Source organism: Veillonella sp. AS16 (genome assembly GCF_000517785.1).
In the GTDB taxonomy this organism is placed as follows: Bacteria; Bacillota; Negativicutes; order Veillonellales; family Veillonellaceae; genus Veillonella; species Veillonella denticariosi.
The window spans coordinates 320,728-346,927 of the sequence record NZ_AZYX01000007.1; the positions used below are offsets into that span (position 1 = coordinate 320,728).

Genomic DNA, 26,200 nt, shown 5'->3' on the forward strand with positions numbered 1-26,200 from the left:
GTTATATTAACTAAATAAATTGGTAGAGGAGCGAGTATAAAGAGTAATCATGAGGAGCCGGCATGCATTGAATCGTGATAAAAGGGATGCTTGCCGAAGTTCGATGATTGCCAAAACATCGTTCTGGTTGTCTATTTAATAAGTGGATGACTGTCATCAATATATTATTGGTGGAGTGCTATCATTGATCTTTTAGTATGAGTTATATTATTTGTATAAACTATGAGGCCAGTGGATACTTCCACTGGCTTTTTTGGAGGGGGATATATGATTCGAGTAATGGTAAACGGTGCCGGCGGAAAAATGGGCCGTGAAGTGGTCAAAGCGGTACATAATGATTCCGAATTAACTTTGGTAGGCGGTATCGATCCTACAAAATCAGGTCAGGATATAGGTACAGTAGCCGGTATTGAACAACTAGGCATTACCATGAAGGTTTCTGTGGATGAGGTTTTAGGTGATACAAAACCTGATGTTATCGTCGATTTCACAAGTCCTGCAGTTATTTACGAAAATGCAAAAAAAATGCTCTCTGCCGGTATTCATGTTGTAATCGGAACAACCGGTTTAACGGCGGAACAGCGGAATGAGCTAGATACAATCGGCCGTAAACATAATGCAAATTGTCTAGTGGCACCTAATTTCTCACTCGGTGCCGTTATGATGATGAAGGTATCCGCTGAGTTAGCACCTTATTTTCCGAATGTGGAAATCATTGAATTGCATCACAATCACAAATATGATGCTCCGTCAGGAACTGCAATTCTGACAGCGAAATTAATTAATGATGCAAAAATGGCGGCACAGGTTACAGCTGATGAGGATTTGACCCGTGAAAGCTTACCCGGTGCACGCGGTGCCAAAGTGGATGATGTAACGATACACAGTGTACGCCTACCCGGTTATGTGGCACATCAACAAGTCTTATTCGGCGGGTACGATGAAACATTGACCGTACGACATGACAGCTTGAGCCGTTTATCCTTTATGCCGGGTGTTGTATTGGCTTGTAAAAAGATAGCATCTATACCGGGCTTAACATACGGATTGGAGCATTATTTATAATATATAATCAAGGAGATATATTCATGAAAAAACCAAATCTTGCAATTCTTGGTGCAACCGGTGCTGTAGGGGCCGAATTTATTACACTAATCGAAGAGCGAAACTTTCCTTATGAAAATCTTAAATTATTGGCTTCAGCACGTTCCGCCGGTACTGAATTAACGGTAAACGGTAAAACGTACATAGTTGAGGAGGCAAAGCCTGAATCTTTTGAAAATATCGATATTGCACTGTTTGCAGGTGGTTCAATTTCTAAAACATTAGCACCGGAGGCGGCTAAACGAGGTGCTATCGTCATCGATAACTCAAGTGCATTCCGAATGGATCCTGAAGTACCGCTCGTAGTGCCGGAAGTTAATCCGGAGGATATTTTAAAACATAAGGGCATCATCGCTAACCCGAACTGCTCCACTATTATCATGAGCTTGGGACTGAAACCGCTACATGATATTTCCCCAATTAAACGTATCATTGTAAGTACATACCAGGCTGTTTCCGGGGCCGGCAAGGAAGGTATTGAAGAGCTTGAAAATCAAGTTAAACAATATACGGCAGGCGAGGAAATGACCGCTAATTTGTTGCCGACAGGATCGGCACCGAAACATTACCCTATAGCTTTCAATTTATTACCACAAATAGATGTTTTCCTCGATAATGATTACACTAAAGAAGAAATGAAGATGGTCAATGAGACTCATAAAATTCTTCATGACGATTCGATTCAGGTGGTTCCGACTACGGTACGTGTACCTGTATACCGTTCGCACTCTGAATCCGTATTAGTGGAAACTGCAGAACCTGTATCTGTTTCAGCTTTCAAAGCGGCATGTGAAAAATTCCCGGGTCTACAGGTAAAAGATAATCCGGCGGAGCAAATTTATCCTATGCCACTATATACATCTAATCAAAACGACTGTGAAATCGGTCGTATCCGTAAAGACTTATATAACGATAAGGCAATGAATTTTTGGATTGTAGGGGACCAAATACGTAAAGGCGCTGCATTAAACGCTTTACAAATTGCCGAATACTTGGTGGAAAAACAAGCATTCTAATTATCGATCAGGGGGAGGACAGATATGAAAACCTTCGGACGTGTATTAACAGCTATGGTTACGTCATTCAATGAGGATGGATCTGTAAATATTCAAAACTGCATTTCAATGGCAAATTATTTATTAGAGCATGGCTCGGATGGTTTAGTCGTATGCGGTACAACAGGTGAAAATCCAACCATATCCAGAGAGGATAAATTGAAACTCTTCTCGGCAATCGCCAAAGAATGCGGTCACAAAGGATCAATTATCGCTAACGTGGGATCAAATGATACGGCAGGATCTGTAGACTTTGTAAAAGAAGTGTCAACGATTCCTGGAATTGATGGTTTACTCGTAGTGGTTCCATACTATAATAAGCCGAATCAGCAGGGACAATATTTACATTTTAAAGCTATCGCAGAGGCAACTACATTACCGATTATGGTGTATAATGTGCCAGGTCGAGTAGGTACCGGTATTTTTCCAAATACTTTGGCCCGGTTACATAAAGAATATCCGCATATTTGTGCAATTAAAGAAGCAAGCGGTAATTTAATGATCGCTTCTGAAATCAAACGATTATTACCGGATCCGTCCTTTATGCTCTATAGCGGAGATGATGGTTTGGCATTACCGATTTTATCCGTTGGCGGATGTGGTGTCGTATCTGTTGTTGCCCATGTAGCCGGCACGGATATCAATGCCATGATTCAGGCTTTTGAAGCAGGGCATAATCACGAGGCGATACGCATTCATCAGACTTTGGCTGAAATTACAAAAGCCATGTTTATTACAACAAATCCGATTCCTGTAAAATATGCAGTTCGTAAACTTGGTTTGCCTGCAGGTGCATTCAATTTGCCTATGTGTGAACCATCAGAAGAAGAAGCAGCTTATATAGATAAGGCATTAGCTGAGTATAAAAAGCAATAAATATTTTTTTATCCATTTACACATAGAACATAAATTTATAGCCGCCATTACAGATGTAGTGATGGCTATTTTTATGTATATATCTATGGTCCTATAAAGGACCTAATCAACTTTTAAATTTATATAATTGCAAATTCTCGCATTAATTTTAAATTATGATATAATCTGACGTGGAGATAGTATTTTTAACTATACTCTAGTCTACTGTTAATTTCATGATAAACAGAACGATTGTGAAAATCAGAACCGACCTGATGGCGGATACATTTATTACACAAGGAGTTTAACATGATACTAACAATGCTGAAAGGCAAAATTCACAGAGCTACGGTAACACAAGCCGAACTTGATTATGTAGGGAGCATTACTATTGATGTGAATCTATTGAATGCATCCGGAATACGAGAATATGAGCAAGTTCAAATCGTAGATATTAATAATGGTGCACGATTTACCACGTATACTATAGCGGGTAAACCCGGCAGCGGGGTAATCTGTCTCAACGGAGCAGCCGCACGGAATGTACAGGTAAATGATAAAATCATTATTATGTGTTATGCACAAATCGATGAGCATGACATTGAGAGTCATAAACCTCTCGTTGTATTTGTAGATGAAAAAAATAAGATAAGTCATATAAGAAACTATGAAAAACATGGTTTATTAGTTGATCAAAATAACGGTATTTGATTATAGCTGTAATTGATTGAAAATACAGTAGACTGTATAGGACTATCTTCGATTCTATAAATTGACGGAGGAGACTTTCATGAACGTTATAAACACAGTACATGATGTACGAACACTTGTAAATAAGTGGAGAAAAGAAGGCTATACAATCGGTTTTGTACCGACGATGGGTTATCTGCATGAAGGACATGCCGCACTGATGCGTCGAGCCCGTGCGGAAAACGACAAGGTCGTTGTATCAATCTTTGTAAATCCTGCTCAGTTCGGAGAAAATGAAGATTTAGATGCGTATCCGCGAAATCTTGAGGGTGATAAAAGCTTATGTGACTCTATAGGTATAGACGCTATTTTTGCACCGGATGCAACCGAAATGTATCACGATCCAAAGGCATTTGTGGACATTATTGAGCTATCTAAAACCCTATGCGGTGTTACGCGACCGATTCACTTTAAAGGCGTTTGCACTGTTGTGAGTAAACTATTTAATATAGTGCAACCCAATAATGCTTATTTTGGACAAAAAGATGCGCAACAACTGGCTATTATCCGTAAAATGGTAGAAGACTTAAATTTTCCGGTTACGATTATAGGGGTTCCTATCGTAAGAGAGGAGGACGGATTAGCCAAATCATCGCGCAATACATACTTATCTCCATCAGAACGAAAAGCGGCTACCATATTATATAAATCCATACAGGTAGGTCAAAATACAATAGTACCCGGCAGTTCAGCTGATTCCATTATCAATGCTATGACAGACGTTATCAATACAGAACCTTTAGCTCACATTGATTATGTCTCGATTGTCGATGCCGTTACAATGCAGCCTGTTGATACAATAGATCGACCTGTATTAATCGCCTTAGCGGTATACATAGGTCATACACGCCTTATTGATAACTTTTCCTATGAATTACATCAATGAGGTGCTGTATGAATATCATGGTATCCATTAATCGTTTTGTATCAAAATATATAATTTTATTGATCTTAGTCTTTTCATGTATCGCATATATGCTACCTGATTATTTTATATGGGCCATATCCTACACACCACTTTTACTGGGAATAGCTATGTTTGGCATGGGTCTTACCATCAGTCTGAAAGATATAGAAGGTATCATTAAGCATCCAAAATATATTTGTATAGGTGTTATTGCACAATATACGATTATGCCCTTAAGTGCATTACTGTTATGTCATATATTTGTCCTACCAGCGGATATCGCGTTAGGAATTATTCTGGTTGGCTGTTGTCCGGGTGGAACCGCCAGTAATGTCATAACCTATCTTGCCCGTGGTGATGTAGCTTTATCTGTTGGAATGACCATAGCCTCAACCATATTGGCACCGCTTATAACGCCATTACTCATTCTATATCTTGGTGGAACATGGATCCATGTAGAGTTATTGCCCATGATGATTACGACGGTAAAAGTTGTCTTACTGCCTATCATACTAGGGGGCGTCGTACAATGGATAAGTAAATCACATATACAGGAAATCAGATCGATCAGTCCTATACTATCCATTGTTGCTATTGTTCTGTTAATAGCTGCAATCATCGCTATTAATAGGGACAAAATACTGATTTCCGGTTTGCTGACTTTAACGGTAGTAGGAATCCATAATATAATGGGACTCATTTTGGGGCTAAGTGTAGGTAAAATTTTTCAACTGGAACACGACAAAACTACGGCGCTCGCCATAGAAGTGGGGATGCAGAACAGTGGGCTGGCCGTTACATTAGCAGCTACCAATTTTGCAATGAATCCGTTAGCGACTTTAGCCGGTGCCATATTTAGCGTATGGCATAATGTATCAGGAGCAATTTTTGCCAGTCTGCGTAGATAATATATATTATAGCCAAAAATACCAGAAGATAATTTAAAAAATATATGTAAACAAAAATGTTGGAATGATAACTCTTACTCGAGACATTCCAACATTTTTATTTATATAGATAGAGTATTATTTATATAGAGTATTATATTGTAAAAACATTTTATTCTTAAAACATATTGTTTAAGGGTATTGATTTAAAATATCGTTTAAAGATATTCATCAGATGTATTCTTAATATTAAATACGATCTCGTACTAGACCGATAACTAAACCCTCAATATGGCAGTCATCAACGATGATAGGGTCAAAATCATCATTTTCCGGCTGTAAGCGAATATGTCCGTTTTCTTTATAGAAACGTTTAACCGTCGCTTCATCATCGATACGGGCAACGACAACATCGCCATTATTCGCTGTATTTTGATGGCGTACGATAAGCATATCCCCTTCAAATATGCCGATATTCATCATAGATTCCCCTTGAACGCGGAGCATAAAGCAATCGGAATCACCTGTTAATTGTACAGGTAAAGTCAATGTAGTTTCTAAATTTTCGACAGCCGTAATAGGCATACCGGCCTGTACAGTCCCGATAAGAGGCACCTGCTTGAGTCCGGCACCGAGAAATTCAAAATTATCGGAACTGGAAGTTTCATTACCGCTGACGGAAATATTGGGTTTTATATCCTCTAATACGGTAATAGCCCGATTTTTATTAGGATCACGCTTAATGTAACCGAATTTCTCTAACGCATTGAGATGAGACTGTACCGTAGAGGTGGAGCTGAGGCCTACATGTGTACAAATTTCACGAACTGTAGGGCAACGGTATTCATTATGTAAAGAATCCTTAATAAAATCCAGTATACGTCGCTGTTTTGTGTTTATATCTGTCGCAGGGCGTCTCACGGCTACCTCCAATGTTTTAATATCTTAAATACAGTAAAATAGGTCATTTAACATGTTATAAAATTAGAAATTACATCATTAATATCGTCTTATAGGTCTATTATAGATAAAATTATAATTTTTTGCAAACATTTGTTCTGGAAAGTCTTGAACGAACATTCGTTCGCGTGCTATTATTAACATGTAAACAAACAAATGTTCTTAAATTTATGTTCGATATAAATGTGAGGTATGAGATGAAACAGATTATGATAATGGTAGGAATGTGCTTAACAGTATTATTTGGATATCATATGACAAACCCTGCAGTGCAGATTAATCCACATGCTGTACGTGAGGTAAAAGTACAAGCGGGGGATACCATGTGGGATATTGCAGCGCGTACAGCTCATACGGATATGGATGTACGGGAAGTAGTATATGCAATGAAGGAATTAAATAAAATTGATGATTCCGGTACGCTCGTTCCCGGTACGGTATTAAAGGTACCGACTAATCTTCAAGGTAGTCCAGTTAGAGCTTTGGACTATGTGGCTCAAAACTAAATATATATGGAATCATATGTTCCACACAAGAAGCAACCAGTTACAAAACTGGCTGCTTCTTGTTATATTAGTATGGTTTGATTGAAATCATTATTTGAATCGTTTCTCAAAAATTGTGGCAATCGGATTATCTACAAATTTATTTGCCTCGTTAATATATCTACGTACCATATTAACGCTGTGATGACGTGTTTGACGCATGATATTACGTTCTTCTACGCCATAAGCTGCGGCCGTCGTCGCAAATCCGTGACGCAAGCTATGAGCACCATACATGGCCGGATCAAGACCGATAAGAGATACATATTTTTTTACAATCTCCGCAATCATCTTATCGGAAATAGCATTTTTACGAATATTCATGTTTTTTGTAAAGCCTCTAAACACCGGCCCTTCTGTAATCCCAGCCGCTCGAAGCCATTGCTGTAAGGCGCGTACTGCATCTAGAGGTGAACCGGGGATAGATGGAATTGCTACCACCGCGCCTTGACCTTCCTGGTCCGCCTTTGAGGACTCTACAAAAATCTCCAGTCCTTGAGGAGAAAACTGTAAATTTTCTACTGTTAAAGCCGCTATTTCACTGCGTCTAAAAGCCCCCATAAAACCGATAAGTAAGATAGCTTTATCTCGCAATAATTGCAACTCAGGCATATCGAGTTTACTCATACAATCTAAAATATCTTCAATATCTTCCAGTAATACCGGTGTTTTACCCTGTTGAAATGTACCTTTTAGTCGACGAATACCGCGAAGTGCCTGCTTAACAATGGGAGCCATGCAGGGATTTTCTCCAACGCCCGAAGCATTATAATTTTCTGAAATGGCACTGATTCTACGTGATATGGTATTTGCCTTTGCATAATCCGCTAAATCATTGATATAATTTACAATTGTTTCCGGTGTAGCCGGGAAATAAGATACCTTTTGATACGTGCACCAGTCTACAAAATCGTCCCAATCCGATTCATAGGCGTCTACCGTGTTTTCCGCCTTGGATAATAAAATACTTTGCTTTGCTTTCATAGAAAGTTTAGTACTGTTCATAAAGGCATCATTATGACGTAAATAAAAATGTTTTTGTTGTTCCTTGGATCCTGACATTAGTTCACCTTTACCTTACATGTATACTCTAATTGTATCATAGAATAGCGTTTCATATGCTATAATATAAGGAATACAAATACTAATCAGGGAGAGTCATATAGGATTTATGAACAGGAAATATCTTTTATTATGTGCCATCATACTGACCATTAATACCGGTGGTTGTACATATATACCGACGCAACATGTATCATACGGCGTGTATTATAACGATATGGATTTATCCAATATACCGAAGGATGAGTTGCAAAATCGTATTACTGAATTATTTAATGCTACACCTCATACGGTAACTATCGATATTGGCAAGACCACGAAACAGGCATCATATAATGATCTCGGTATTAATGTCGATACGGAAACATTGGTGAAAGCGATTTCAACATATGGCTACGAAGATGATTTATGGACACTCATCAATCATCGGTTCCATGCGTTATATTACGGACAGCACTTTGAAACACAATACAGGCTGGATGAGGTGAAGAGCAGAACCTATTTATCGGAGTTAGCAAAGACTATTGATACACCCGGTCATGACGCCTATCTATCAGTAGAAGGCGGTCAGGTTGTCATGCATCCCGGGAAAGAAGGCAAACGCATCGATATTGATGCTACGTTACAGCAAATTAAAGACAATATAGCTGCTGGAAATACCATAACGCATATAGATATGGTTTATACTACGAAAAATACAATAAAAGTAACCGATCAGGACATTAAGCCTTTAACTGCGATTTTAGCATCCTATACGACGAATTATGATGCCAATAATACGAGCCGTACTCATAATATTCAGTTAGCCTCCGATAAAATCAACGGCACTTTATTAAAACCGGGGGAAGTATTCTCCTTCAATAAAATTGTAGGGGAGCGTACAGCAGAAGCCGGATATGATGATGCACCGGTTATGATTAACGGTAAACTCGTACCCGGAGTCGGTGGCGGCATTTGCCAGGTGAGCTCTACCATATTTAATACCGCTTTATTATCCGGTATGACAATAGTTGAACGTACGCCGCATTTTGAGCCTGTCGGATATATTCCGGCCGGTCGTGACGCCACCGTTGCATGGGGTTATTTGGACTTTCAGTTTAAAAATCCATATCAGCAATCCGTATATATCATAAGTGTAATGGGGCGAGGAACATTGACGATATATATCATCGGTACACCTCAGGACAAGCCAAAAGATGTATCTATATATGTAGGTGATCAAAAGGAAATTCCTAATAAAACGATTACCAAGGTAGATCCATCAATCAAAGAAAATCAGACGCAGGAAGGCCATGTCGGTCTATCAATGAATACATATCGACAAATTACCTATGGAAACGGCGTCAGTCAAACCGATGTGTACGAGTCCGTATATGATCCGGTAGATACGATTATTACGACAAGGTCGGCTCAATCCGTAAAAAAACATTAATTAAAGATTTCATTAATTATAGCCTGAACTATTGACCATACGTTATAAATAGTTTAGGCTATTGTTTGTACTCGTAAATGAGATAGTAAATATAATTAGTTGTAAAAGAACCGAATAATGAGAAAGAATTTGAATGCATATTATTCTCACTCTTTCTCATTTAGCTGTGATATGAGAGGATACTATGGACGCAATATTACAATTTGATCACACCCTGATTTTCTATGTACATGACCACCTTGTATATAGCTTTTTAACGCCTATCATGGCATTTTTGTCAAAAATAACCGGCAGCGGTATTTTATGGATTATAATCGCTTTATTATTGATGATTCAGAAAAAATATCGCGTATTAGGCATTGCAATCATCATTGCATTAGGATTTGTATTTATTATCGGTGATCAAGGCTTAAAACCGCATATAGCAAGATTAAGACCTTTTGTAGATTTTCCGGAAGTTACGGTACCATCGATTTCAGCATTGCCATTAGCTAACACGTATTCATTCCCGTCCGGACATACTTTTGGTTCATTTGCATCAGCTATGACCATTTACCTGGGGCTAGGTCAAATCGCGCCTCAGAAGCGATATTTAGGAATTATAGCATTAATTGGATCATTAATCGTAGGATTTTCAAGAGTTTATCTGTTTGCACATTATCCGACAGATGTATTAACCAGTTTAGTATTAGGCATCATTGTAGGATGTATAGCTTGGAAACTCGCACGAATCGGCTGGGACTGGTGGACTAACCGTCACAAAGATGTAGAATACGAACCATATACATTTAAACGTAAATAAGCTATAAAACGTATAATAAAAGAAATTGGGCCATTAGAGCCCAATTCTTTTATATAATTACTTCCGATAATATATCGTTATCGGAAGTAATTATATAAAAGTAAGGAAACTAACCAATATTTTATAAGCCAATCTTTTATTTATAAAGTTTACGGTATTTATATTACACCTAAAATATTCCATATCTATCAATGAATTATTTCTTTTATATAATTCATATTAATAACAATTGGTATATGTTGATTAAGTTGATATTGAATTTAATTGAAATCAATTGTAAAATAGTCATATAAATTATCTAAATTACTCATATTAACTCTTACGGAGGTTTTTATATGTGCTGGTGCGAAGTTATAACAAAAGCTAAACTAGGTAGTCTTAAACGTCTCGGTCAAGGTATGGAGGCTTCCCTGCATTTTATGGCGGAAACGATTTTACTGCTCAGCTGTTTACGCGTCGTTATCCGTTGGGTCTTTGGAGTCTAACCCGGGATTTAACCTAACTTTATAATATTCAGATATATTTATACTATGAAATAATTTACTTAAAATAAAGCACCTGAATTAATCGTATCAAATACTGATATGATCAATCCAAGTGCTTTTTATTTTAGTGCCTTATTTACTGTTTTATTTGATAACGAATGAGAATACATGATAGCATATTCAATATATATTAAACTATCATTAATATCTCATAATGAAATACTACCTGAAATAAATCTAATTTGTTTTATATGCTTCGGTACAATCAATAAAATCCATGATAATTTGGCATATCTTACCATTTTTATCAAATGCCCAATATACAGGATATAAACCATCTCCAAATCCGGATTGAATCATAGGCACCGATAAATCCGTATTAGGAATCGTGAAATTAATCCAATCCCCCTTTGATCGTTGGTATCTTGGATAAGCCAACGCATTCAGCTGAAAAAGAGTACTATAATAATCATCATATATATTTTTTTCAGGATTCTGTTGATGCCAATCCTTATAGAAAATATCATAAGCCTGTATTGTCGCTTCATCAACAATAGTTGCTAAGCCCGCTTCAACGGGAAATCCTACATAGCTATCCTTATTCAGTTCGTCGAGATTCTCAGACCCTTTTAGAGCCAATTCATAGTAAACAGGTTCATTAGCGGTAAAAATGACACGAGTAGCGACATAGCGAAATGTATTCTGCTCAAACTCAGCTACCTTTGTTTCCAATAAATAGGTTCCGGGTTCAACGGTCCGAACATATGTATCAGGCATATGAGGTAACATAATAAGCGGATCACAACATGTAAGTTGGCCTGTTGGAAAATTTACCGTCCCCATAGGTAATGTAAATAAAGGTTTTCCCATCAGTTCATCCCGATTAAATAAGTCTTGATAATCAACGGTAGGTTTCCATACGCCTTCCGAGCCTAATCGATTAAAGGTATCTATCCATTTTTGAGGAATCTCTTTGATATTCATGTGTATCCTTTCTAAACAGGTAAATAATTTTTCTATTATGCATATTACATTATATAATTTATCAATTCTTTTCAGCCTCTTGTTTATCTTTTACATATTGACGTTCAAGAGCTTCATAAGCGGCAGTTTTATCGATAATCTGCTTAACTATCATATCAAGATGTGAGCTTTCACTATAGTCAGCCGGCGCATAATATCGTATACGATGATGACGCATCATTTTATAGACTTTATCCTTATTCTGCTCGTCCGGATCATACACACCGATGGAATGTCCGCCGTTGGCATTAACAAGGCTCATACAAGGAATATCCGTATCACTGTCACCGATATAAATCATATTGCGGAACGGTACGCGCTGTTCCTCGGGTTTAAGATAGTCATTAACACGAGGATCGTTGATATCGAGCACACCTTTTTGAATGCGGAATAAAAACTGAGTTTTATTCGTATAATTAATGGCTTGTGCTGGCCATGTAGCAACGCCCTTATCATCGAACAGGAACGCACTGGCATAGATTTTTGTGAAAGCCCCCTCTTTTGCCATTTCCGTACCTTCAATCATTTCCTTCAGTCCCGATGAAATGATGTAATGTTCAATATGTACACCCTTTTCCGCTCCGTATTGTCGAATTCGTTCAAACCAGGTTCGTACACCGTCATATAATTTAACTTTAGCGCCATAAGCTGATAACAACTCCTTTGTAAGAAATTGTTTACCATATGATTTAGTAGCCATCATATACATATAGGCTAAGTTATTATCCATATCGTGCTGCTTGGCAAGTCCGTTCGATTCTTTCCAGAATGCATCCACATCGATATCCAGAGATTGAATATATCCCTGAGCCTGCATATCGTCAGGCGTCAATGTCTTATCAAAGTCATAACATATGGCTAATACAGGGTTAGAATTATTTTCTTGTTGTTCTTCAGTTCTCTCTCGGGTAATCATACGCACCTACTCTACTAAAATAAAGAATCTTGTCTATATGGTTCATCGATAATCCAGCTCGTTTCATCACTCATTCGAATTGTATCACCTGTTAAAACATGTCCCAACAGTAAACTTGAATCAGGATCATGTCGCAGTCTATTTCGGCGTACCGCTTCTTGATTTGTGTTGGCATAACAGTACTTACAAAAATGACTGCAACTGTCATAAGCACCGATATCCCCGTGTAAGTAACAACTGCACTCGGGCCGAGCCGGTGTACGTTTAGGCGCCTTCAACTTAACATGCCACGCCCGCTCATAACAGTCGAGTATCAAACATCCCGAGGTATTTGCTCCTGCATTGGAAAATATATGCCCTTCCCCGCAGGTCTTAAGCTCCATATGATGAGCCTTTGCAATTGATACGAATTCAGCGATGATCTTCATCTGTATATCTATATCCGGACGGTACCCATCAGGAAAATTCTGAGCTACCTTATCGAACATATCTATAAAACTGACCACAACCGTATCAGTGTACCCTTCAAGCGCCTTTGCCATTTTTTGAAAGCTTTCACAGTGATAATCAAAGGTATAAGCATGGGTTAACATAATCGGATCATATCTCCACACCATAGATTGGGGATTTAAATGCATACTTATTTGCTTAAATCCTTCAAGAACCGTTTCGTAAGGCGGCACAAAAGGTTCAATATCGGTTCCGTACGGTGTTATAGTCATATGCCAATATTGACGATAAGGCTCGATTACATCCATATAAGGTATGAAAGGAACCGGATTTTTTGTACAAAAGGCTATGCCGTCCACTATATCGGGACTAATCCTATAACGCGTTATTAATTCGGAATGATACGGATTGCTTACATCTACATACCCTTCACGTATACGATTTGCAAACCAGAGGCCGTAAAAGGCGGGAATATCCGTGCGCTGTCCCGTTTGTAAAATCATGTACTCTCCTCTTATCACAAGCTCTCAGCAAATTTACAAATTAATTTATGATTCTTACATAACAATCGATACCATAAAGCCGTTTGATTCCTATCGATACAAAATATAACAGTATTATAGCATAAAGATTAGATGTCTTTCATGAATGATTCTTAATAATTATTTATAGATTTATGTGATATTTCTTGTATAGTTCATGTTCAATCTATGATACTATATAAGAAATACATAAAAAGGAAAGACTATGAACGATATATTTAATCATCATACTTCTACGGAGGAGGACAAAACATTTATTACATCATACTGGAGTGAGCGCGCTCATGATTTCAGCGCCTTACGTGCTAAGGAACTTAACAGTACAAAGTTAAATCTATGGCGTAATGAACTGATGAGTCATCTTGATAATTTAGGCTCAAATCTACATATATTGGATATCGGATGCGGGGCCGGATTTTTCAGTATCATTCTGTCAGAACAAGGACATGAAGTTCACGGTATCGATATTACACCTAATATGATTCATGAAGCCAATTCATTAAGTAAATCATTGGACTGCAACGCCACATTTTCCGTTATGGATGCTGAACATTTAACCTTTGATAATGAGGCCTTTGATGTTGTAGTGGCACGCAATGTAACATGGAATTTACCGAATCCGGATCAAGCCTATAAAGAATGGCTTCGCGTATTAAAACTAGGAGGACTGTTGCTCAATTATGACGCGGAGCACGCAAGGAATCATCATCACTTGCCCGCAACTGTTCACAATGCACATGAACATATCAGACCTGAATTACTCGATAAATGCCATACTATATACCATATGTTGGAGATTTCATCTTTTACACGCCCACAATGGGATACAGAACTGCTCAGTAAATTAGGGGTTACATCTGTCATCGTTGATCCGACAGTAGGGCCACGCATATATAATGAAGAAAACGAATTTTACATTCCCGTACCCATGTTCTTGGTAAAAGCAATTAAATAAAGTCAACCTCTATATAATACAAAACCCACTCTACAATGCATCATGAGTGGGTTTTCTTCTTACTGTTAGTTATCCTTAATGTATAGAATCATCAAAGGTATAGTTCACGATAAATTTTGTTTTAGAATTGACTGCTTCTAATTACTAAAATAAGCTTGAGCCTTATTAATTTCCGCTCTTAGTTTTTCTTCATCAATGGTAAGCAGTTCCTTATCTTTCATAAGAACTTTACCACCTACAATTGCGGTATTGGCATCAGAGCTGTTAGCGGAGTATACAAGTGCGGCTAAATCATTGTAGCGAGGCAGCCAATGCATGCCGGATACATCATATAATACAATATCAGCACGATAACCTGCTTTCAAAAGTCCTAAATCATTATATCCTAATGCCTTTGCACCTTCTACAGTCCCCATAGCCCATGCAGCTTGAGCGGGAATAGCTTTAGGGTCGTATAGTCGAGCTTTATGAAGGGATGCCGCTAAACGGACTTCTTCAAGCATATCCGCATTATTGTTAGAAGCGGAGCCATCTGTTCCAAGGCCTACGGTAATACCTTTAGCAATCATTTCAGGAACAGGTGCGATGCCGCTTGCCAATTTCAAATTGGATTGAGGATTATGGGCAACCGCTACATTATTTTCGGCCATAATGTTCATATCTTCATCGGTCACATGTACGCAATGCGCCGCCAATGTCGTATTCCAGAAGAGTCCTAAATCATGCATATGAGCAATCGGTGTTTTACCCGTTGCTTTCATCACATTCTCCACTTCCCCCTTTGTTTCGGATAGGTGCATGTGAATGCCGCAATTAAGCTCATGTGATAAAGCGATAACCTTTTCCATGTATGAATCAGGGCATGTATATGGTGCATGAGGCCCCAGTAAGACCTTGATACGATTATTATCAAACCCATTCCAAGTGCGATATAAATCCGCATTCTCCGCCAATGCCTGGTCTGCTGTCGGTGAAACACCGGCAAGTCCGCGAGACAGAACAGAACGTATCCCTGTTTCCTTCACCACCTCCGCAGTCGTATTCATAAAAAAATACATATCGCTGAAAGTAGTCGTACCGGATCGTAACATTTCCGCTATGCCCAACTGTGTGCCGCAACGCACATAATCATCGTTTAATTTGGCCTCTGTCGGCCAGATCGCATTTTCCAGCCAGTCCATCAATTCTAAATCATCCGCGTAATTTCTAAACAGCCCCATCGCAATATGCGTATGAGTATTTACAAGGCCAGGTGCGGCCAACTGACCTTTCCCATCCAGAGTTTCTTTCGCATTTGCTTTCACGTATGAGACTTCATCATCAGTTAGAATTGATGTTATATAGCCATTTTCAATTTCAATAGCATGATTTTTAAGAACCCCCTCATCGGTGAGGACGTCCACATGGGTAATCAATAAATCAGACATAATATCTCCTTTAAGTTAGCATTGCAACATAAGCCTTTTCTAAGCACTTACAGATTTCGCTCTGGCAGAACTTATATCAGTTTACTTTTGTCAAATAATCGATTTGTTCCTGCGTTAACGTGTCCAAATCATATCCCATGGAATGTAATTTGATTTTTGCAACTTCCGTATCCAGTTCATGAGGCAATACGTATACTTTTGGTTTCATATCGGCACCGTTATGCAAAATATGTTCCGCTGCCAATGCCTGCATAGCGAAAGATAAATCCATAATTTCAGCAGGATGACCATCACCGGCCGCGAGATTTACGAGTCGACCTTCAGCTAATACATATAGTTTGCGACCGTCAGACATCGTATATCCTTCAATATTTTGGCGTACACGTTCATGACTTACAGCAATCTCTGTGAGATCCTTTACATTCACTTCGCAATCAAAGTGACCTGCGTTACACATGATAGCCTGATTTTTCATCACTTCATAATGTTCTTTTACGATAACATCTTTACAGCCTGTTACGGTACAGAAAATATCCCCCACCTTGGCAGCCTCAATCATAGGCAATACTGTGAAGCCGTCGAATACAGCTTCAATCGCCTTGATTGGATCCACTTCGGTTACGTATACATGGGCCCCCAGACCCTTGGCGCGCATGGCGACCCCCTTGCCGCACCATCCATATCCGGCAACGACGACATTTTTACCCGTTACGGTAAGATTCGTCGTACGCATGATGCCGTCCCATACGGATTGTCCCGTACCATAGCGATTATCAAAAAGATATTTACAATACGAATCATTTACGGCAATCATAGGAAACGTCAACTGTTTTGCGTGTTCCAATGCATATAGACGATGTACACCCGTAGTTGTCTCCTCACTGCCGCCTATGAGACGTTCCTTTGCATCCTGGCGCGAAGTATGTAATAAATTTACAAGGTCTCCGCCGTCATCGATAATAATATGAGGTTTGTGATCAAGTGCCTTATGGAGAAAATTGAAATATTCTTCATCCGTACAATCATACCAGGCGTATACGGTGATTCCCATGTCTACAAGCCCTGCCGCCACATCATCCTGAGTGGATAACGGATTAGACCCCGTTACGATGACATCGGCACCGCCGCGTTTTAATACGGTTGCAAGATATGCGGTTTTAGCCTCTAAATGAACACTTACCACGATAGTTTGTCCTTTGAAAGTCTGCTCTTTTTCAAAACGATCGCCCAATGTATTCAATGTAGGCATAAAATTGGAAACCCATTCAATCTTCTTACGTCCTTCTGGAGCAAGATTAATATCTTTGATCAACGACTGCATGATATTTACCTCTATAAAGTTTCTTATATAAATCTATGAAAAAATAAATACAATTATCTGTTCTGTACGATGTGACGCAATTTACCGATAGATTCCTCAAAATCAGGTGTAAGAACGCCTTCTTCCGTGATGATGGCCGTAACCAATTCATGGGGGGTCACATCAAAAGCCGGATTGAGTACATCTATGCCCTCCGGTGCAGTTTGTACGCCGTGAAACGATGTAACTTCATAAGCATCACGCATTTCTATCGGTATGTCACTACCATTTTTTAAAGTAAAATCAAATGTACTGTACGGAGCAGCCACATAAAACGGAATATTGTGGAATTTTGCGAGAACGGCCAAACCATAGGTGCCGATTTTATTGGCTACATCACCTTTTGTGGTAATACGGTCCGCACCGACAATTACAGCATCAATTAATCCTTGTTGCATCGCATAAGCCGCCATATTATCCGTTTCCAGTGTAACGGGAATATCGTCCTCATGTAATTCAAAGGCCGTGAGACGTGCCCCTTGGAGTAGCGGACGCGTTTCATCTGCATAAACGCGTTCCAATTGACCTGTTTCATATAATTTACGAACAACACCCAATGCCGTACCGAGTCCGCCCGTAGCTAATGCCCCCGCATTGCAATGCGTCAGAATACGCAAATTGCGCTGACCTTCAAATAAAGAAGCCCCGGCCTCGGCCATACGTCTGTTAAGAACTACATCTTCTTTGTGAATCGATTCGGCTTCTGCCGTAATAATTTTTATAATGTGCTCCATGTCAGATGAAGTTTTAGTCTCAGCTTTCACCAGGTTTACAATGCGCTCTACGGCCCATGCCAAATTAATGGCGGTAGGACGTGTTTCCTTAAGGCTTTCACTAAAATCATAAAAAGTAACTAACTGCTCGTTAAACGGAGCATCAAGTCTTGCCGCCTCCATAGCCGCCAAAATAAGGCCATAGCCGGCAGCAACACCTATGGCGGGAGCCCCGCGAACACGAAGCATTTTAATCGCCTCTGCCACCTGACGCCAATCGGTGCAGTTAATATATGAAATCTCCGTAGGTAATTTCGTCTGATCCAATAAAATTAAAGTAGACTCTTGCCACTCAATATTATTCATAGATCCTCCTTTGTGCGGTTCAGAACCTTATTATAATTTAAAGCCGCCGTATTCATGCATACGATTATGTGCATCATAGCGGGCATTCACATCGATAAGATCAATGGCACCCAGAATAAGAGATTTCAGTTGTGATGCCATATTCGCCATCATTTCAACCACCTCTCCATGCGTTAGGACATCATCGGAAATTCCTGCGGCATAATTTGTAATCATAGAAATAGTGGAATATGCCATTTCCGCCTCATTTGCAAGATTTACTTCAGGCACATTTGTCATACCTACCGTATCGCCACCAAGCATATGGAACATCTTAATTTCGGCCGGTGTTTCAAATCGTGGACCCTCTGTGCATACATAGGTCCCGCCGTTATGAATAGATAAACCTTGTTCTGTACCGACCTTTTTCAGAATATCCCGCAATTCCGGACAATATGGATTGGTTACATCTAAATGAGCCACCGGACGATTACCGCCTTCATAAAATGTGGTGATGCGGTTTTTGGTAAAATCTAGGAATTGATCCGTTAATACAAAATGACCGGGCTTAAAGTTTTCGTTTAATGAACCTACAGCGGTCGTAGAAATGATAAAGGTGACACCTAATTTTTTTAACCCCCAAATATTAGCACGATAATTTATCTTGTGCGGAGGGATCGTATGATCTTTACCATGTCGGGCCACAAAGATAACGGTCTTTCCGTGGTATGTACCTTGTACATAATCAATTTCACCATATGGTGTCATTAAAGATTCTTCATGAATATTTTCAAAGATAGATGGATCGTATACACCGGTACCGCCGATTACACCAATTGCACTCATAGTAACCTCCTGTAATTAATACATGTTCGTCTTTATTGTCTCACAGAATAGAAAAAGAGGCTATAGCAAAAGCTTATAGCCTCTATAATTTATAATTATCTTTACAAGCCTTATTGTATGGGACCTTTCGGGCTGAACATCTCTTTCAGTTCCTCGCGGCTGAAATGATATTTTTCATTACAGTAATGACATACAAGTTCTGTCGTTTCGTCTTCTAAAAGAGCCTTTTTATCTTCTTCACGCAATGTCATAAGGACGCCGGCAAAACGATCTCGACCGCAACGACATTGAAAATGAATCGGTTCATTATATACTTCATTAACAGTCAGTCCATCGAGCACTCGTTCTACAAGGCCTGTACCATCCGGATGAGCTTTTAAATATTCAGTTACAGGACCTAATTCGTTGATGTTTTTTTCTACTTGCGCCAATGCCGCATCCGTTGCATCGGGTAAAGCCTGTACGATAAATCCGCCGGCTACGATTGTGTGATAATCGGGGTCAACCAATACACCGAGGCTGATAGTTGACGGCACCTGTTCGGAGGCATACAAGTAATAAGCTAAATCCTCCGCTACCTCGCCACTTTGGATAGGACTGGCGGATGTATAATCCTGTGCAAGCTGTGTGAAACGAGTCACCTGCACCTCGCCTTTATGACCGACCGCGGCACCTACATCAAGCTTTCCTTCATATTTAAGCGGTATATCCACATGTGGTTCATCTACATAGCCGCGCACCGTATTATCTGAAAAAGCATCCACATGGACAACGCCAAGCGGTCCATCACCTTTAATGCGAAGGCTTACATTTTCATGATTCTTGAAATCTCCGGCTAACAGAATGGCCCCTGTCATGGCGCGACCTAACGCAGCCGTTGCAACCGGCCATAAATCATGGCGTATACGTGCTGTTTCAACCGTATCCGTTGTAACGGCCAATGACATACGGACCCCTTCACGAGTGGTAAAACGTTTTATATAATCCATTCCAGTATTTCCTACACATTCTATTAGATTTGATCGATAAGGTTAACCATTTCGATGGCGCCCATAGCGCAATCATATCCTTTATTCCCCGCCTTAGTACCGGCACGTTCGATAGCTTGTTCAATATTTTCTGTCGTAACGACACCGAACATTACAGGAATACCTGTTTCCAAGGAAACATGAGCAATGCCCTTTGCCACTTCATTACATACATAATCATAATGGGTTGTAGCTCCACGGATAACGGCACCTACACAGATTACGGCATCATAACGTCCGGACAAAGCAGCCTTTTTAGCGATCAACGGGATTTCATAAGCACCGGGAACCCAAATTACGATGATATCTTCCTGTTTTACATCATGACGTAATAAGCAGTCCTCTGCACCACCGATCAACTTTGTCGTAATAAATTCGTTAAAACGAGAGCCGATAATAGCAAATTTCTTACCGGTACCTAATAAATTACCTTCCTGAATCATCATGTTATAACCTCCTGTATTTCTTTTCAAAAGAAATTTTATTATATGAATAGTAAAGAAGCAGATATGAGTTAATTCTCTAACATATGACCCATTTTCTCTTCCTTTGTCTTTAAATAGCCTGCATTAAATTTATTCGCCGCAATGATGAGCGGTACTCGACTATTTACATCGATTCCCCAATGCTCCAGGCCATGGCGTTTTTCCGGATTATTCGTCAACAGACGAATACTCTTGATGCCCAAGAAACGGATAATTTGAGCCGCCAATGAATATTCACGCATATCTGCAGGAAAACCTAGTTGCTCATTAGCCTCCACCGTATCAAGACCTTGCTCCTGTAATGCATAAGCCTTAATCTTATTGGTTAATCCGATACCACGACCTTCCTGTCGCATATAGACAACTACGCCTTTGCCTTCTTTCTCAATGGCACGTAATGCGTGATCCAGTTGCTCGCCACAGTCACAGCGTTTTGAACCGAATACGTCACCTGTCAGACACTCGGAGTGAATACGTACGAGTACGTTATCACAGTTCTGTACATCGCCCTTAACGATTGCTAAATGTTCTTTGTGGTCCAATTCATTCTTAAATACGAAGATATTGAAATCACCGAATTTTGTGGGCAACTTAGAGCAGGCCCCAAGTTCTATCATATCTTCATGTTGTTTACGATATTCAATAAGTTCCGCAACAGATGCGATTTTCAGATTATGTTCCTTTGCAAAGAACAGCAAATCCGGCAAGCGAGCCATATCACCGTCATCCTTTGTTATTTCACAGATGACAGCCGCCTCCTGTAGCCCGGCTAGGCGACAAAGATCAATAGATGCCTCAGTATGGCCTTGACGAACTAAAACGCCCCCCTCTCTGTAGACAAGCGGAAATACATGTCCAGGTCGACGGAAATCTTCCGGTTTAGCATTCGGGTCTAACAGTTTTTGAATTGTATACGCCCGTTCCGCCGGAGATACGCCCGTTGTGGTATCTGCATGATCCACGGTCACCGTGAAAGCCGTCTCATGATTATCAGTATTTTTAGATACCATTGCAGGAATGCCCAACTTCTCAAGTGCTTCGCGACGCATCGGTGTACACACGATACCGCGTGCATATTTTACCATGAAGTTGATATTTTCCTGATTGGCAAATTCAGCGGCGATAATGAGGTCGCCTTCGTTTTCGCGGCTTTCATCATCGACGATGATAACAGGTTTACCGACCTTTAGGTCCTGTAAAACCTCCTCAATAGAATGTAATTGTTCACTCATGGGAACACTCTCCTTATTACTTATATAAATCCATTCTCTACAAGGATGGAATGCATTGATTTTTCTTCTTTATTTTCAGTGGATTCAACACCGACATTCATAAAATGACGTATATAACGTCCCGCAATATCAGTTTCCAGGTTCACCTCTGTACCGATATGCGCAGTACCTAGTACAGTTTCACTCAATGTATGAGGAATAATTGATACGGAAAAACTACTGTCTGTACGTCTCATTATGGTAAGGCTGATGCCATCTATGGTAATAGAACCTTTATAAATGACATAATCCATAACGGATGTTGGTGCATCAATCGTAAAAATTACGGCATTATCCGTCTGTTCACGGTTGATAATACGTCCTGTCCCGTCCACATGACCGGCCACAATATGTCCACCGAACCTTCCGTTTGCCGGCATGGCACGTTCCAGATTGACCGGTTGATGAACTTTCAGATTTGTGAACGTCGTCATTTTAATCGATTCGGGCATAACATCAGCCGTGAACACGTCATTCCCGATTGTCGTAGCCGTCAGGCACACCCCGTTGACCGCTACGGAATCGCCTATTTTTAAATCATCAAAGATCTTTTTACCACGAATTGTTATAGCCAAGGATTTAGGGCCTTTCTTAATATTTTCAACACGGCCGATTTCTTCAATGATTCCCGTGAACATAAGCGTCCCTCCTTCCCTGACGATATGCTTCGATGCGAATATTATTATCAATCACCGTCGCTTTTGTGAAAGTTAACCGAGGTGAAGCGTCTAAACTTTCAAAACCTCTGCCGCCTACAGCCGGTGTCGCATCGATACCACCGATAAGCGTATCACCGATATAGGTAACAATCTTATCAAAATTCATCGTTTCTACAAAGGAACTGATGATTGCGGATCCCCCTTCAACTAAAAGGGATGTATATCCTAAATCGCCCAGTTTTGTAAGAACATCATCGATAGATAATTTTTTTATATCGATGAGAATGTCCGTTTTATGACTCTTACGTGTAGATGTGGTCTCTATAACCGTAATAATCGCCCCGGCATTTTCAAGGGCCTTAATACGTTCCTTAGGACAACCGTCGGATACGAAAATATGCACCGCTCGCTCCTTCACATCAAAAACACGACTTGTAACAGGCGTTCTACCCAAGCTGTCCAGAACGATAACATCCGGTTGATGAACCGGAATAGGACTATTGAGAATACCATTATCCAACAAGGCATTACCTAACTCTTTGTCACTGAGACGACAGTTCAGCTGCGGATCATCGGCCAACACCGTACCGATGCCGATAAGCATCGCATCATGTGTGGCCCGCAATACGTGACCGTCACGCCGTGATGATTCATTTGTAATCCATTGAGATTGACCGGTGAAAGTGGCAATTTTACCATCCAATGACATGGCGCTCTTTAAGGTGACAAAAGGCTTCCCCGTTTGAATATAGGTAAAAAAATGCTCGTTCAATTCGCTACATTCGTGTAAACAAACTGGAGATACTATCTCGATACCTGCCTCTTTCAACATGGCAATCCCCTTACCCGATACGAGCGGATTCGGATCAGTGCTGCCGATAACAACCCGACGTATACCAGATTCAATAATGCGTAGTGCACATGGAGGGGTCTTGCCGTAATGAGAACAAGGCTCTAAGGTTACATATAAAGTCCCCCCCTCTGCCCTGTCTCCGGCTTGATCCAAAGCATGAACCTCCGCATGGGCGGTACCCGCTTTATGGTGATACCCTTCACCTACTATTTCATTATCTTTAACGATTACAGCCCCTACCAGCGGATTGGGTGCCGTATGGCCTGCGGCCAGTTTTGCCAGTGCAATGGCGCGTTTCATATATACTACGTCATCCATCACATATCACCTCAATAAAAAAAAGGACTATAATATAGTCCTTCGGGTCATCATAAATAGCACATACCTATTATGTGCTCCGTCTTTTCTCATCCAGACTCTACTGTCGGTATCGGAATTACACCGATTCGTACCCATAAGGCTCGCGGACTATACCGCCGGTAAGGAATTTCACCTATCCCCAAAGACTCATCTATTTTGTTTATGAATTAATAGTAACACTTTTATAAGCCTTATGCAAGGATAAGACAATTGTAACATTTCTCACATAATTAGTGTTTGAACAGGTTTAGTATAGATTATATGGTTTAATAAATCATGATTTTGATATTTATTATTAAATATAGGTGATAATATGGCAAAAAAACGTATTTCGGATGTTCTAATAGAAGTTCTTGCCGATGCGGGTATAGAACGAATTTATGGTATTACAGGAGACAGTCTGAACTCTGTAAACGATAGTTTACGTCGTAACGGTAAGATTGCTTTTGAACATGTACGCCATGAGGAAACTGCGGCCTTTGCCGCCGGTGCTGAAGCGGGATTAACGGGCAAGCTCACGGTATGTGCGGGGAGCTCAGGTCCCGGAAATTTACATTTAATCAACGGTCTATTTGATTGTCATCGCAACCGTGTGCCCGTATTGGCGATTGCCTCTCACATCCCTCAGTCTGAAGTCGGTTTGAGTTACTTTCAGGAAACACATCCGGAAAATCTGTTTAAAGAGTGCTCTTGCTTCTGTGAACTGGTATCCAGTCCTAAACAGATGCCGGAAATCTTATTCCGAGCTATGAATGCGGCCGTAGGCAATCAGGATGTTGCAGTTATCGTCCTTCCTGGCGATATTGCAGTTATGGAAATGGAAGTTGATAAATTACCGGTATGGCACCATCCTAAATTACCTCATATCATCCCGCAACGAAGTGATATAGAAGAAATGACAGCTCATCTTGAATCCGGTAAGCGTATTACCTTATTCTGCGGTGCCGGCTGTGAAGGGGCTCATGACGAAGTTGTGGAACTGGCTAAACGTTTACAGGCCCCTGTTGTACACGCTTTCAGAGGCAAAGAATGGGTGGAATGGGACAATCCGTATGATGTGGGTATGACGGGTTTATTAGGATATACATCAGGATATCGTGCTATTGAACAATGTGATACTCTTGTTATGCTCGGTACAGATTTCCCGTATCGTCCGTTCTATCCTGAAAACGCTAAGGTTATTCAAATCGATAGAGATCCTGGCGCCTTAGGACGTCGTGTTCCTTTAACACAGGGAATTATAGGCAATGTGAAGGATACTTTGAAAGAGTTGTTACCACTGATTTCTCAACGTGACGACACGGAATTTATCGATACAATCCGCAAGGCCTATAAAAAATTCCGCTCCGATCTTGACAGCTATGCTGTGGCAGAACTGGATGGTGTAGCTATTCACCCTCAGTATTTCGTTAATCGTCTCAATACATTAGCGGCTGAGGATGCAATTTTTACCTTTGATGTGGGAACTCCTGTCATTTGGACGGCACGCCATCTCAAAACCAATGGAAAACGCCGCATTCTAGGTTCCTTTAATCATGGATCCATGGCTAATGCTATGATGCATGCCATAGGGGCGCAAAATGCTTGTCCTAATCGCCAGGTCATCTCCCTCTCCGGCGATGGCGGTTTTACGATGATGATGGGTGAAATGCTTACACTTAAACAGTTAAATCTTCCTGTAAAAGTATTTGTATTCAACAATGAGGAACTGAGCTTTATCGCGATGGAAATGAAAGCCTCAGGATATCTTGATTACGCAACGGATTTCGTAAATCCGGACTTCGGAAACCTCGCTGAAGCAGCCGGCATTAAGGGCATCAGCATTGAAAATTCCAGTGAGGTAGACGAAAAAATAAAGGAAGCACTTAACCATAACGGACCTGTTATCATCAATGTGCGCGTCGATAAACAGGAACTTGCTATGCCTCCTAAAATTGCATACCAGCAAGCTAAAGGATTCAGTAAATATCTGATTAATGCAATCCTTGACGGACGTGGTACGGAACTCAAGGAAATGGCCAAAACAAACTGGATGAAATATAAGTCCTTATATTAATAATTGGCGTTACAATTTAATCCTGCAAATCTTTCAAAAAGGGTGTCATCATTTGGTGACACCCTTT

General features: G+C 40.1%; 26 protein-coding genes and 2 riboswitches. Of the genes, 12 read left to right on the top strand and 14 right to left on the bottom strand.

The window, feature by feature from the left end:
* The first annotated feature begins 15 nt into the window (after positions 1–15).
* A riboswitch (Lysine riboswitch) is annotated at positions 16–189 on the top strand.
* A 78-nt stretch (positions 190–267) separates the two neighbouring features.
* The 6 genes from dapB to HMPREF1521_RS01710 all read left to right on the top strand — a co-directional run bounded on the left by dapB (position 268) and on the right by HMPREF1521_RS01710 (position 5,579).
* Entirely contained in the window at positions 268–1,065 is a 798-nt protein-coding gene (gene dapB, locus HMPREF1521_RS01685; RefSeq protein ID WP_038115040.1) for a 4-hydroxy-tetrahydrodipicolinate reductase, read from the top strand.
* Between the two features lie 23 nt (positions 1,066–1,088).
* Complete coding sequence (locus tag HMPREF1521_RS01690; RefSeq protein WP_038115044.1) at positions 1,089–2,120, top strand: aspartate-semialdehyde dehydrogenase; 1,032 nt, start codon at positions 1,089–1,091, stop codon at positions 2,118–2,120.
* Between the two features lie 24 nt (positions 2,121–2,144).
* Positions 2,145–3,035, top strand: a complete 891-nt coding sequence (gene dapA / locus HMPREF1521_RS01695; RefSeq protein WP_038115047.1) for a 4-hydroxy-tetrahydrodipicolinate synthase — start codon at positions 2,145–2,147, stop codon at positions 3,033–3,035.
* A gap of 288 nt (positions 3,036–3,323) precedes the next feature.
* Positions 3,324–3,725, top strand: a complete 402-nt coding sequence (gene panD / locus HMPREF1521_RS01700; protein WP_038115050.1) for an aspartate 1-decarboxylase — start codon at positions 3,324–3,326, stop codon at positions 3,723–3,725.
* A 79-nt stretch (positions 3,726–3,804) separates the two neighbouring features.
* Positions 3,805–4,650, top strand: a complete 846-nt coding sequence (gene panC, locus HMPREF1521_RS01705; protein WP_038115053.1) for a pantoate--beta-alanine ligase — start codon at positions 3,805–3,807, stop codon at positions 4,648–4,650.
* Positions 4,651–4,658: 8 nt separating this feature from the next.
* Entirely contained in the window at positions 4,659–5,579 is a 921-nt protein-coding gene (locus HMPREF1521_RS01710; RefSeq protein WP_038115055.1) for a bile acid:sodium symporter family protein, read from the top strand.
* 228 nt (positions 5,580–5,807) lie between these two features.
* Here the strand turns inward: HMPREF1521_RS01710 and lexA are convergent, their stop codons facing one another.
* A complete protein-coding gene (gene lexA, locus HMPREF1521_RS01715) occupies positions 5,808–6,479 on the bottom strand; it encodes a transcriptional repressor LexA (RefSeq protein WP_038115058.1) in 672 nt (223 codons plus the stop codon).
* Between the two features lie 236 nt (positions 6,480–6,715).
* Between lexA and HMPREF1521_RS01720 the strand changes: the two genes are divergently transcribed.
* Entirely contained in the window at positions 6,716–7,024 is a 309-nt protein-coding gene (locus HMPREF1521_RS01720) for a LysM domain-containing protein (RefSeq protein WP_038115061.1), read from the top strand.
* Positions 7,025–7,114: 90 nt separating this feature from the next.
* On the opposite strand, the gene HMPREF1521_RS01725 is transcribed toward HMPREF1521_RS01720, so the two are convergent.
* A complete protein-coding gene (locus HMPREF1521_RS01725) occupies positions 7,115–8,125 on the bottom strand; it encodes a site-specific integrase (protein ID WP_038115063.1) in 1,011 nt (336 codons plus the stop codon).
* Positions 8,126–8,234: 109 nt separating this feature from the next.
* Between HMPREF1521_RS01725 and HMPREF1521_RS01730 the strand changes: the two genes are divergently transcribed.
* The 3 genes from HMPREF1521_RS01730 (at position 8,235) to HMPREF1521_RS09025 (ending at position 10,844) form a co-directional block, all read left to right on the top strand.
* On the top strand, positions 8,235–9,557 hold the full coding sequence (locus HMPREF1521_RS01730) for a VanW family protein (protein WP_038115068.1): 1,323 nt from the start codon (positions 8,235–8,237) through the stop codon (positions 9,555–9,557).
* A 184-nt stretch (positions 9,558–9,741) separates the two neighbouring features.
* Positions 9,742–10,359: a phosphatase PAP2 family protein gene (locus HMPREF1521_RS01735; RefSeq protein ID WP_038115072.1), complete on the top strand. Its 618-nt coding sequence runs from the start codon at positions 9,742–9,744 to the stop codon at positions 10,357–10,359.
* Between the two features lie 335 nt (positions 10,360–10,694).
* Positions 10,695–10,844 (top strand): hypothetical protein, encoded by a 150-nt coding sequence (locus tag HMPREF1521_RS09025; protein ID WP_198014205.1) that lies wholly within the window; start codon positions 10,695–10,697, stop codon positions 10,842–10,844.
* A 237-nt stretch (positions 10,845–11,081) separates the two neighbouring features.
* On the opposite strand, the gene HMPREF1521_RS01740 is transcribed toward HMPREF1521_RS09025, so the two are convergent.
* The 3 genes from HMPREF1521_RS01740 to HMPREF1521_RS01750 form a co-directional block, all read right to left on the bottom strand.
* Positions 11,082–11,828: a DUF4241 domain-containing protein gene (locus tag HMPREF1521_RS01740; RefSeq protein WP_038115075.1), complete on the bottom strand. Its 747-nt coding sequence runs from the start codon at positions 11,826–11,828 to the stop codon at positions 11,082–11,084.
* 61 nt (positions 11,829–11,889) lie between these two features.
* Positions 11,890–12,783 (bottom strand): HAD family hydrolase, encoded by an 894-nt coding sequence (locus HMPREF1521_RS01745; protein WP_038115077.1) that lies wholly within the window; start codon positions 12,781–12,783, stop codon positions 11,890–11,892.
* Between the two features lie 14 nt (positions 12,784–12,797).
* Positions 12,798–13,736: a DUF1848 domain-containing protein gene (locus HMPREF1521_RS01750; RefSeq protein ID WP_038115081.1), complete on the bottom strand. Its 939-nt coding sequence runs from the start codon at positions 13,734–13,736 to the stop codon at positions 12,798–12,800.
* A 244-nt stretch (positions 13,737–13,980) separates the two neighbouring features.
* Between HMPREF1521_RS01750 and HMPREF1521_RS01755 the strand changes: the two genes are divergently transcribed.
* A complete protein-coding gene (locus tag HMPREF1521_RS01755) occupies positions 13,981–14,730 on the top strand; it encodes a class I SAM-dependent methyltransferase (protein ID WP_038115084.1) in 750 nt (249 codons plus the stop codon).
* A 137-nt stretch (positions 14,731–14,867) separates the two neighbouring features.
* Here HMPREF1521_RS01755 and HMPREF1521_RS01760 read toward each other — a convergent pair whose 3' ends face one another.
* The 9 genes from HMPREF1521_RS01760 to ribD form a co-directional block, all read right to left on the bottom strand.
* The gene (locus tag HMPREF1521_RS01760) at positions 14,868–16,157 is read right to left on the bottom strand and encodes an amidohydrolase (protein WP_038115087.1); all 1,290 of its coding nucleotides are present in this window, start codon (positions 16,155–16,157) and stop codon (positions 14,868–14,870) included.
* A gap of 76 nt (positions 16,158–16,233) precedes the next feature.
* On the bottom strand, positions 16,234–17,478 hold the full coding sequence (locus tag HMPREF1521_RS01765; RefSeq protein ID WP_038115090.1) for an adenosylhomocysteinase: 1,245 nt from the start codon (positions 17,476–17,478) through the stop codon (positions 16,234–16,236).
* Between the two features lie 53 nt (positions 17,479–17,531).
* Positions 17,532–18,596, bottom strand: coding sequence for an S-methyl-5-thioribose-1-phosphate isomerase (gene mtnA / locus HMPREF1521_RS01770; RefSeq protein ID WP_038115094.1), 1,065 nt, complete (start codon positions 18,594–18,596; stop codon positions 17,532–17,534).
* A gap of 30 nt (positions 18,597–18,626) precedes the next feature.
* A complete protein-coding gene (mtnP, locus tag HMPREF1521_RS01775; protein WP_038115097.1) occupies positions 18,627–19,421 on the bottom strand; it encodes an S-methyl-5'-thioadenosine phosphorylase in 795 nt (264 codons plus the stop codon).
* A gap of 110 nt (positions 19,422–19,531) precedes the next feature.
* Positions 19,532–20,410, bottom strand: a complete 879-nt coding sequence (gene hslO / locus HMPREF1521_RS01780) for an Hsp33 family molecular chaperone HslO (protein WP_038115100.1) — start codon at positions 20,408–20,410, stop codon at positions 19,532–19,534.
* 23 nt (positions 20,411–20,433) lie between these two features.
* Positions 20,434–20,895 carry a 6,7-dimethyl-8-ribityllumazine synthase gene (gene ribE, locus HMPREF1521_RS01785; protein ID WP_038115103.1) on the bottom strand — a complete coding sequence of 154 codons (462 nt, stop codon included), beginning with the start codon at positions 20,893–20,895 and terminating at the stop codon, positions 20,434–20,436.
* Between the two features lie 68 nt (positions 20,896–20,963).
* Complete coding sequence (locus HMPREF1521_RS01790) at positions 20,964–22,166, bottom strand: bifunctional 3,4-dihydroxy-2-butanone-4-phosphate synthase/GTP cyclohydrolase II (RefSeq protein ID WP_038115105.1); 1,203 nt, start codon at positions 22,164–22,166, stop codon at positions 20,964–20,966.
* Positions 22,167–22,186: 20 nt separating this feature from the next.
* Complete coding sequence (locus HMPREF1521_RS01795; RefSeq protein WP_038115108.1) at positions 22,187–22,843, bottom strand: riboflavin synthase; 657 nt, start codon at positions 22,841–22,843, stop codon at positions 22,187–22,189.
* Positions 22,824–24,038, bottom strand: a complete 1,215-nt coding sequence (ribD, locus tag HMPREF1521_RS01800) for a bifunctional diaminohydroxyphosphoribosylaminopyrimidine deaminase/5-amino-6-(5-phosphoribosylamino)uracil reductase RibD (RefSeq protein WP_051435729.1) — start codon at positions 24,036–24,038, stop codon at positions 22,824–22,826. Before ribD ends, HMPREF1521_RS01795 begins: the two co-directional genes overlap by 20 nt.
* Positions 24,039–24,112: 74 nt before the next feature.
* Positions 24,113–24,228, bottom strand: a riboswitch (FMN riboswitch).
* Positions 24,229–24,390: 162 nt separating this feature from the next.
* Between ribD and poxB the strand changes: the two genes are divergently transcribed.
* A complete protein-coding gene (gene poxB, locus HMPREF1521_RS01805) occupies positions 24,391–26,133 on the top strand; it encodes a ubiquinone-dependent pyruvate dehydrogenase (RefSeq protein WP_038115111.1) in 1,743 nt (580 codons plus the stop codon).
* Positions 26,134–26,200 lie beyond the last annotated feature (67 nt).

What these genes read in the sequence shown, in the direction of transcription:
- hslO (WP_038115100.1), bottom strand. Translation starts at nt 20,410, where the DNA reads ATGGATTATATAAAACGTTTTACCACTCGTGAAGGGGTCCGTATGTCA.
- HMPREF1521_RS01790 (WP_038115105.1), bottom strand. Translation starts at nt 22,166, where the DNA reads ATGAGTGAACAATTACATTCTATTGAGGAGGTTTTACAGGACCTAAAG.
- HMPREF1521_RS01745 (WP_038115077.1), bottom strand. Translation starts at nt 12,783, where the DNA reads ATGATTACCCGAGAGAGAACTGAAGAACAACAAGAAAATAATTCTAAC.
- panD (WP_038115050.1), top strand. Translation starts at nt 3,324, where the DNA reads ATGATACTAACAATGCTGAAAGGCAAAATTCACAGAGCTACGGTAACA.
- mtnA (WP_038115094.1), bottom strand. Translation starts at nt 18,596, where the DNA reads ATGAATAATATTGAGTGGCAAGAGTCTACTTTAATTTTATTGGATCAG.
- HMPREF1521_RS01720 (WP_038115061.1), top strand. Translation starts at nt 6,716, where the DNA reads ATGAAACAGATTATGATAATGGTAGGAATGTGCTTAACAGTATTATTT.
- HMPREF1521_RS01730 (WP_038115068.1), top strand. Translation starts at nt 8,235, where the DNA reads ATGAACAGGAAATATCTTTTATTATGTGCCATCATACTGACCATTAAT.
- dapA (WP_038115047.1), top strand. Translation starts at nt 2,145, where the DNA reads ATGAAAACCTTCGGACGTGTATTAACAGCTATGGTTACGTCATTCAAT.
- HMPREF1521_RS01710 (WP_038115055.1), top strand. Translation starts at nt 4,659, where the DNA reads ATGAATATCATGGTATCCATTAATCGTTTTGTATCAAAATATATAATT.
- HMPREF1521_RS01765 (WP_038115090.1), bottom strand. Translation starts at nt 17,478, where the DNA reads ATGCAGTCGTTGATCAAAGATATTAATCTTGCTCCAGAAGGACGTAAG.
- HMPREF1521_RS01735 (WP_038115072.1), top strand. Translation starts at nt 9,742, where the DNA reads ATGGACGCAATATTACAATTTGATCACACCCTGATTTTCTATGTACAT.
- HMPREF1521_RS01755 (WP_038115084.1), top strand. Translation starts at nt 13,981, where the DNA reads ATGAACGATATATTTAATCATCATACTTCTACGGAGGAGGACAAAACA.
- dapB (WP_038115040.1), top strand. Translation starts at nt 268, where the DNA reads ATGATTCGAGTAATGGTAAACGGTGCCGGCGGAAAAATGGGCCGTGAA.
- HMPREF1521_RS01725 (WP_038115063.1), bottom strand. Translation starts at nt 8,125, where the DNA reads ATGTCAGGATCCAAGGAACAACAAAAACATTTTTATTTACGTCATAAT.
- HMPREF1521_RS01750 (WP_038115081.1), bottom strand. Translation starts at nt 13,736, where the DNA reads ATGATTTTACAAACGGGACAGCGCACGGATATTCCCGCCTTTTACGGC.
- mtnP (WP_038115097.1), bottom strand. Translation starts at nt 19,421, where the DNA reads ATGAGTGCAATTGGTGTAATCGGCGGTACCGGTGTATACGATCCATCT.
- HMPREF1521_RS01740 (WP_038115075.1), bottom strand. Translation starts at nt 11,828, where the DNA reads ATGAATATCAAAGAGATTCCTCAAAAATGGATAGATACCTTTAATCGA.
- HMPREF1521_RS01795 (WP_038115108.1), bottom strand. Translation starts at nt 22,843, where the DNA reads ATGTTCACGGGAATCATTGAAGAAATCGGCCGTGTTGAAAATATTAAG.
- HMPREF1521_RS01760 (WP_038115087.1), bottom strand. Translation starts at nt 16,157, where the DNA reads ATGTCTGATTTATTGATTACCCATGTGGACGTCCTCACCGATGAGGGG.
- HMPREF1521_RS01690 (WP_038115044.1), top strand. Translation starts at nt 1,089, where the DNA reads ATGAAAAAACCAAATCTTGCAATTCTTGGTGCAACCGGTGCTGTAGGG.
- ribE (WP_038115103.1), bottom strand. Translation starts at nt 20,895, where the DNA reads ATGATGATTCAGGAAGGTAATTTATTAGGTACCGGTAAGAAATTTGCT.
- HMPREF1521_RS09025 (WP_198014205.1), top strand. Translation starts at nt 10,695, where the DNA reads ATGTGCTGGTGCGAAGTTATAACAAAAGCTAAACTAGGTAGTCTTAAA.
- panC (WP_038115053.1), top strand. Translation starts at nt 3,805, where the DNA reads ATGAACGTTATAAACACAGTACATGATGTACGAACACTTGTAAATAAG.
- poxB (WP_038115111.1), top strand. Translation starts at nt 24,391, where the DNA reads ATGGCAAAAAAACGTATTTCGGATGTTCTAATAGAAGTTCTTGCCGAT.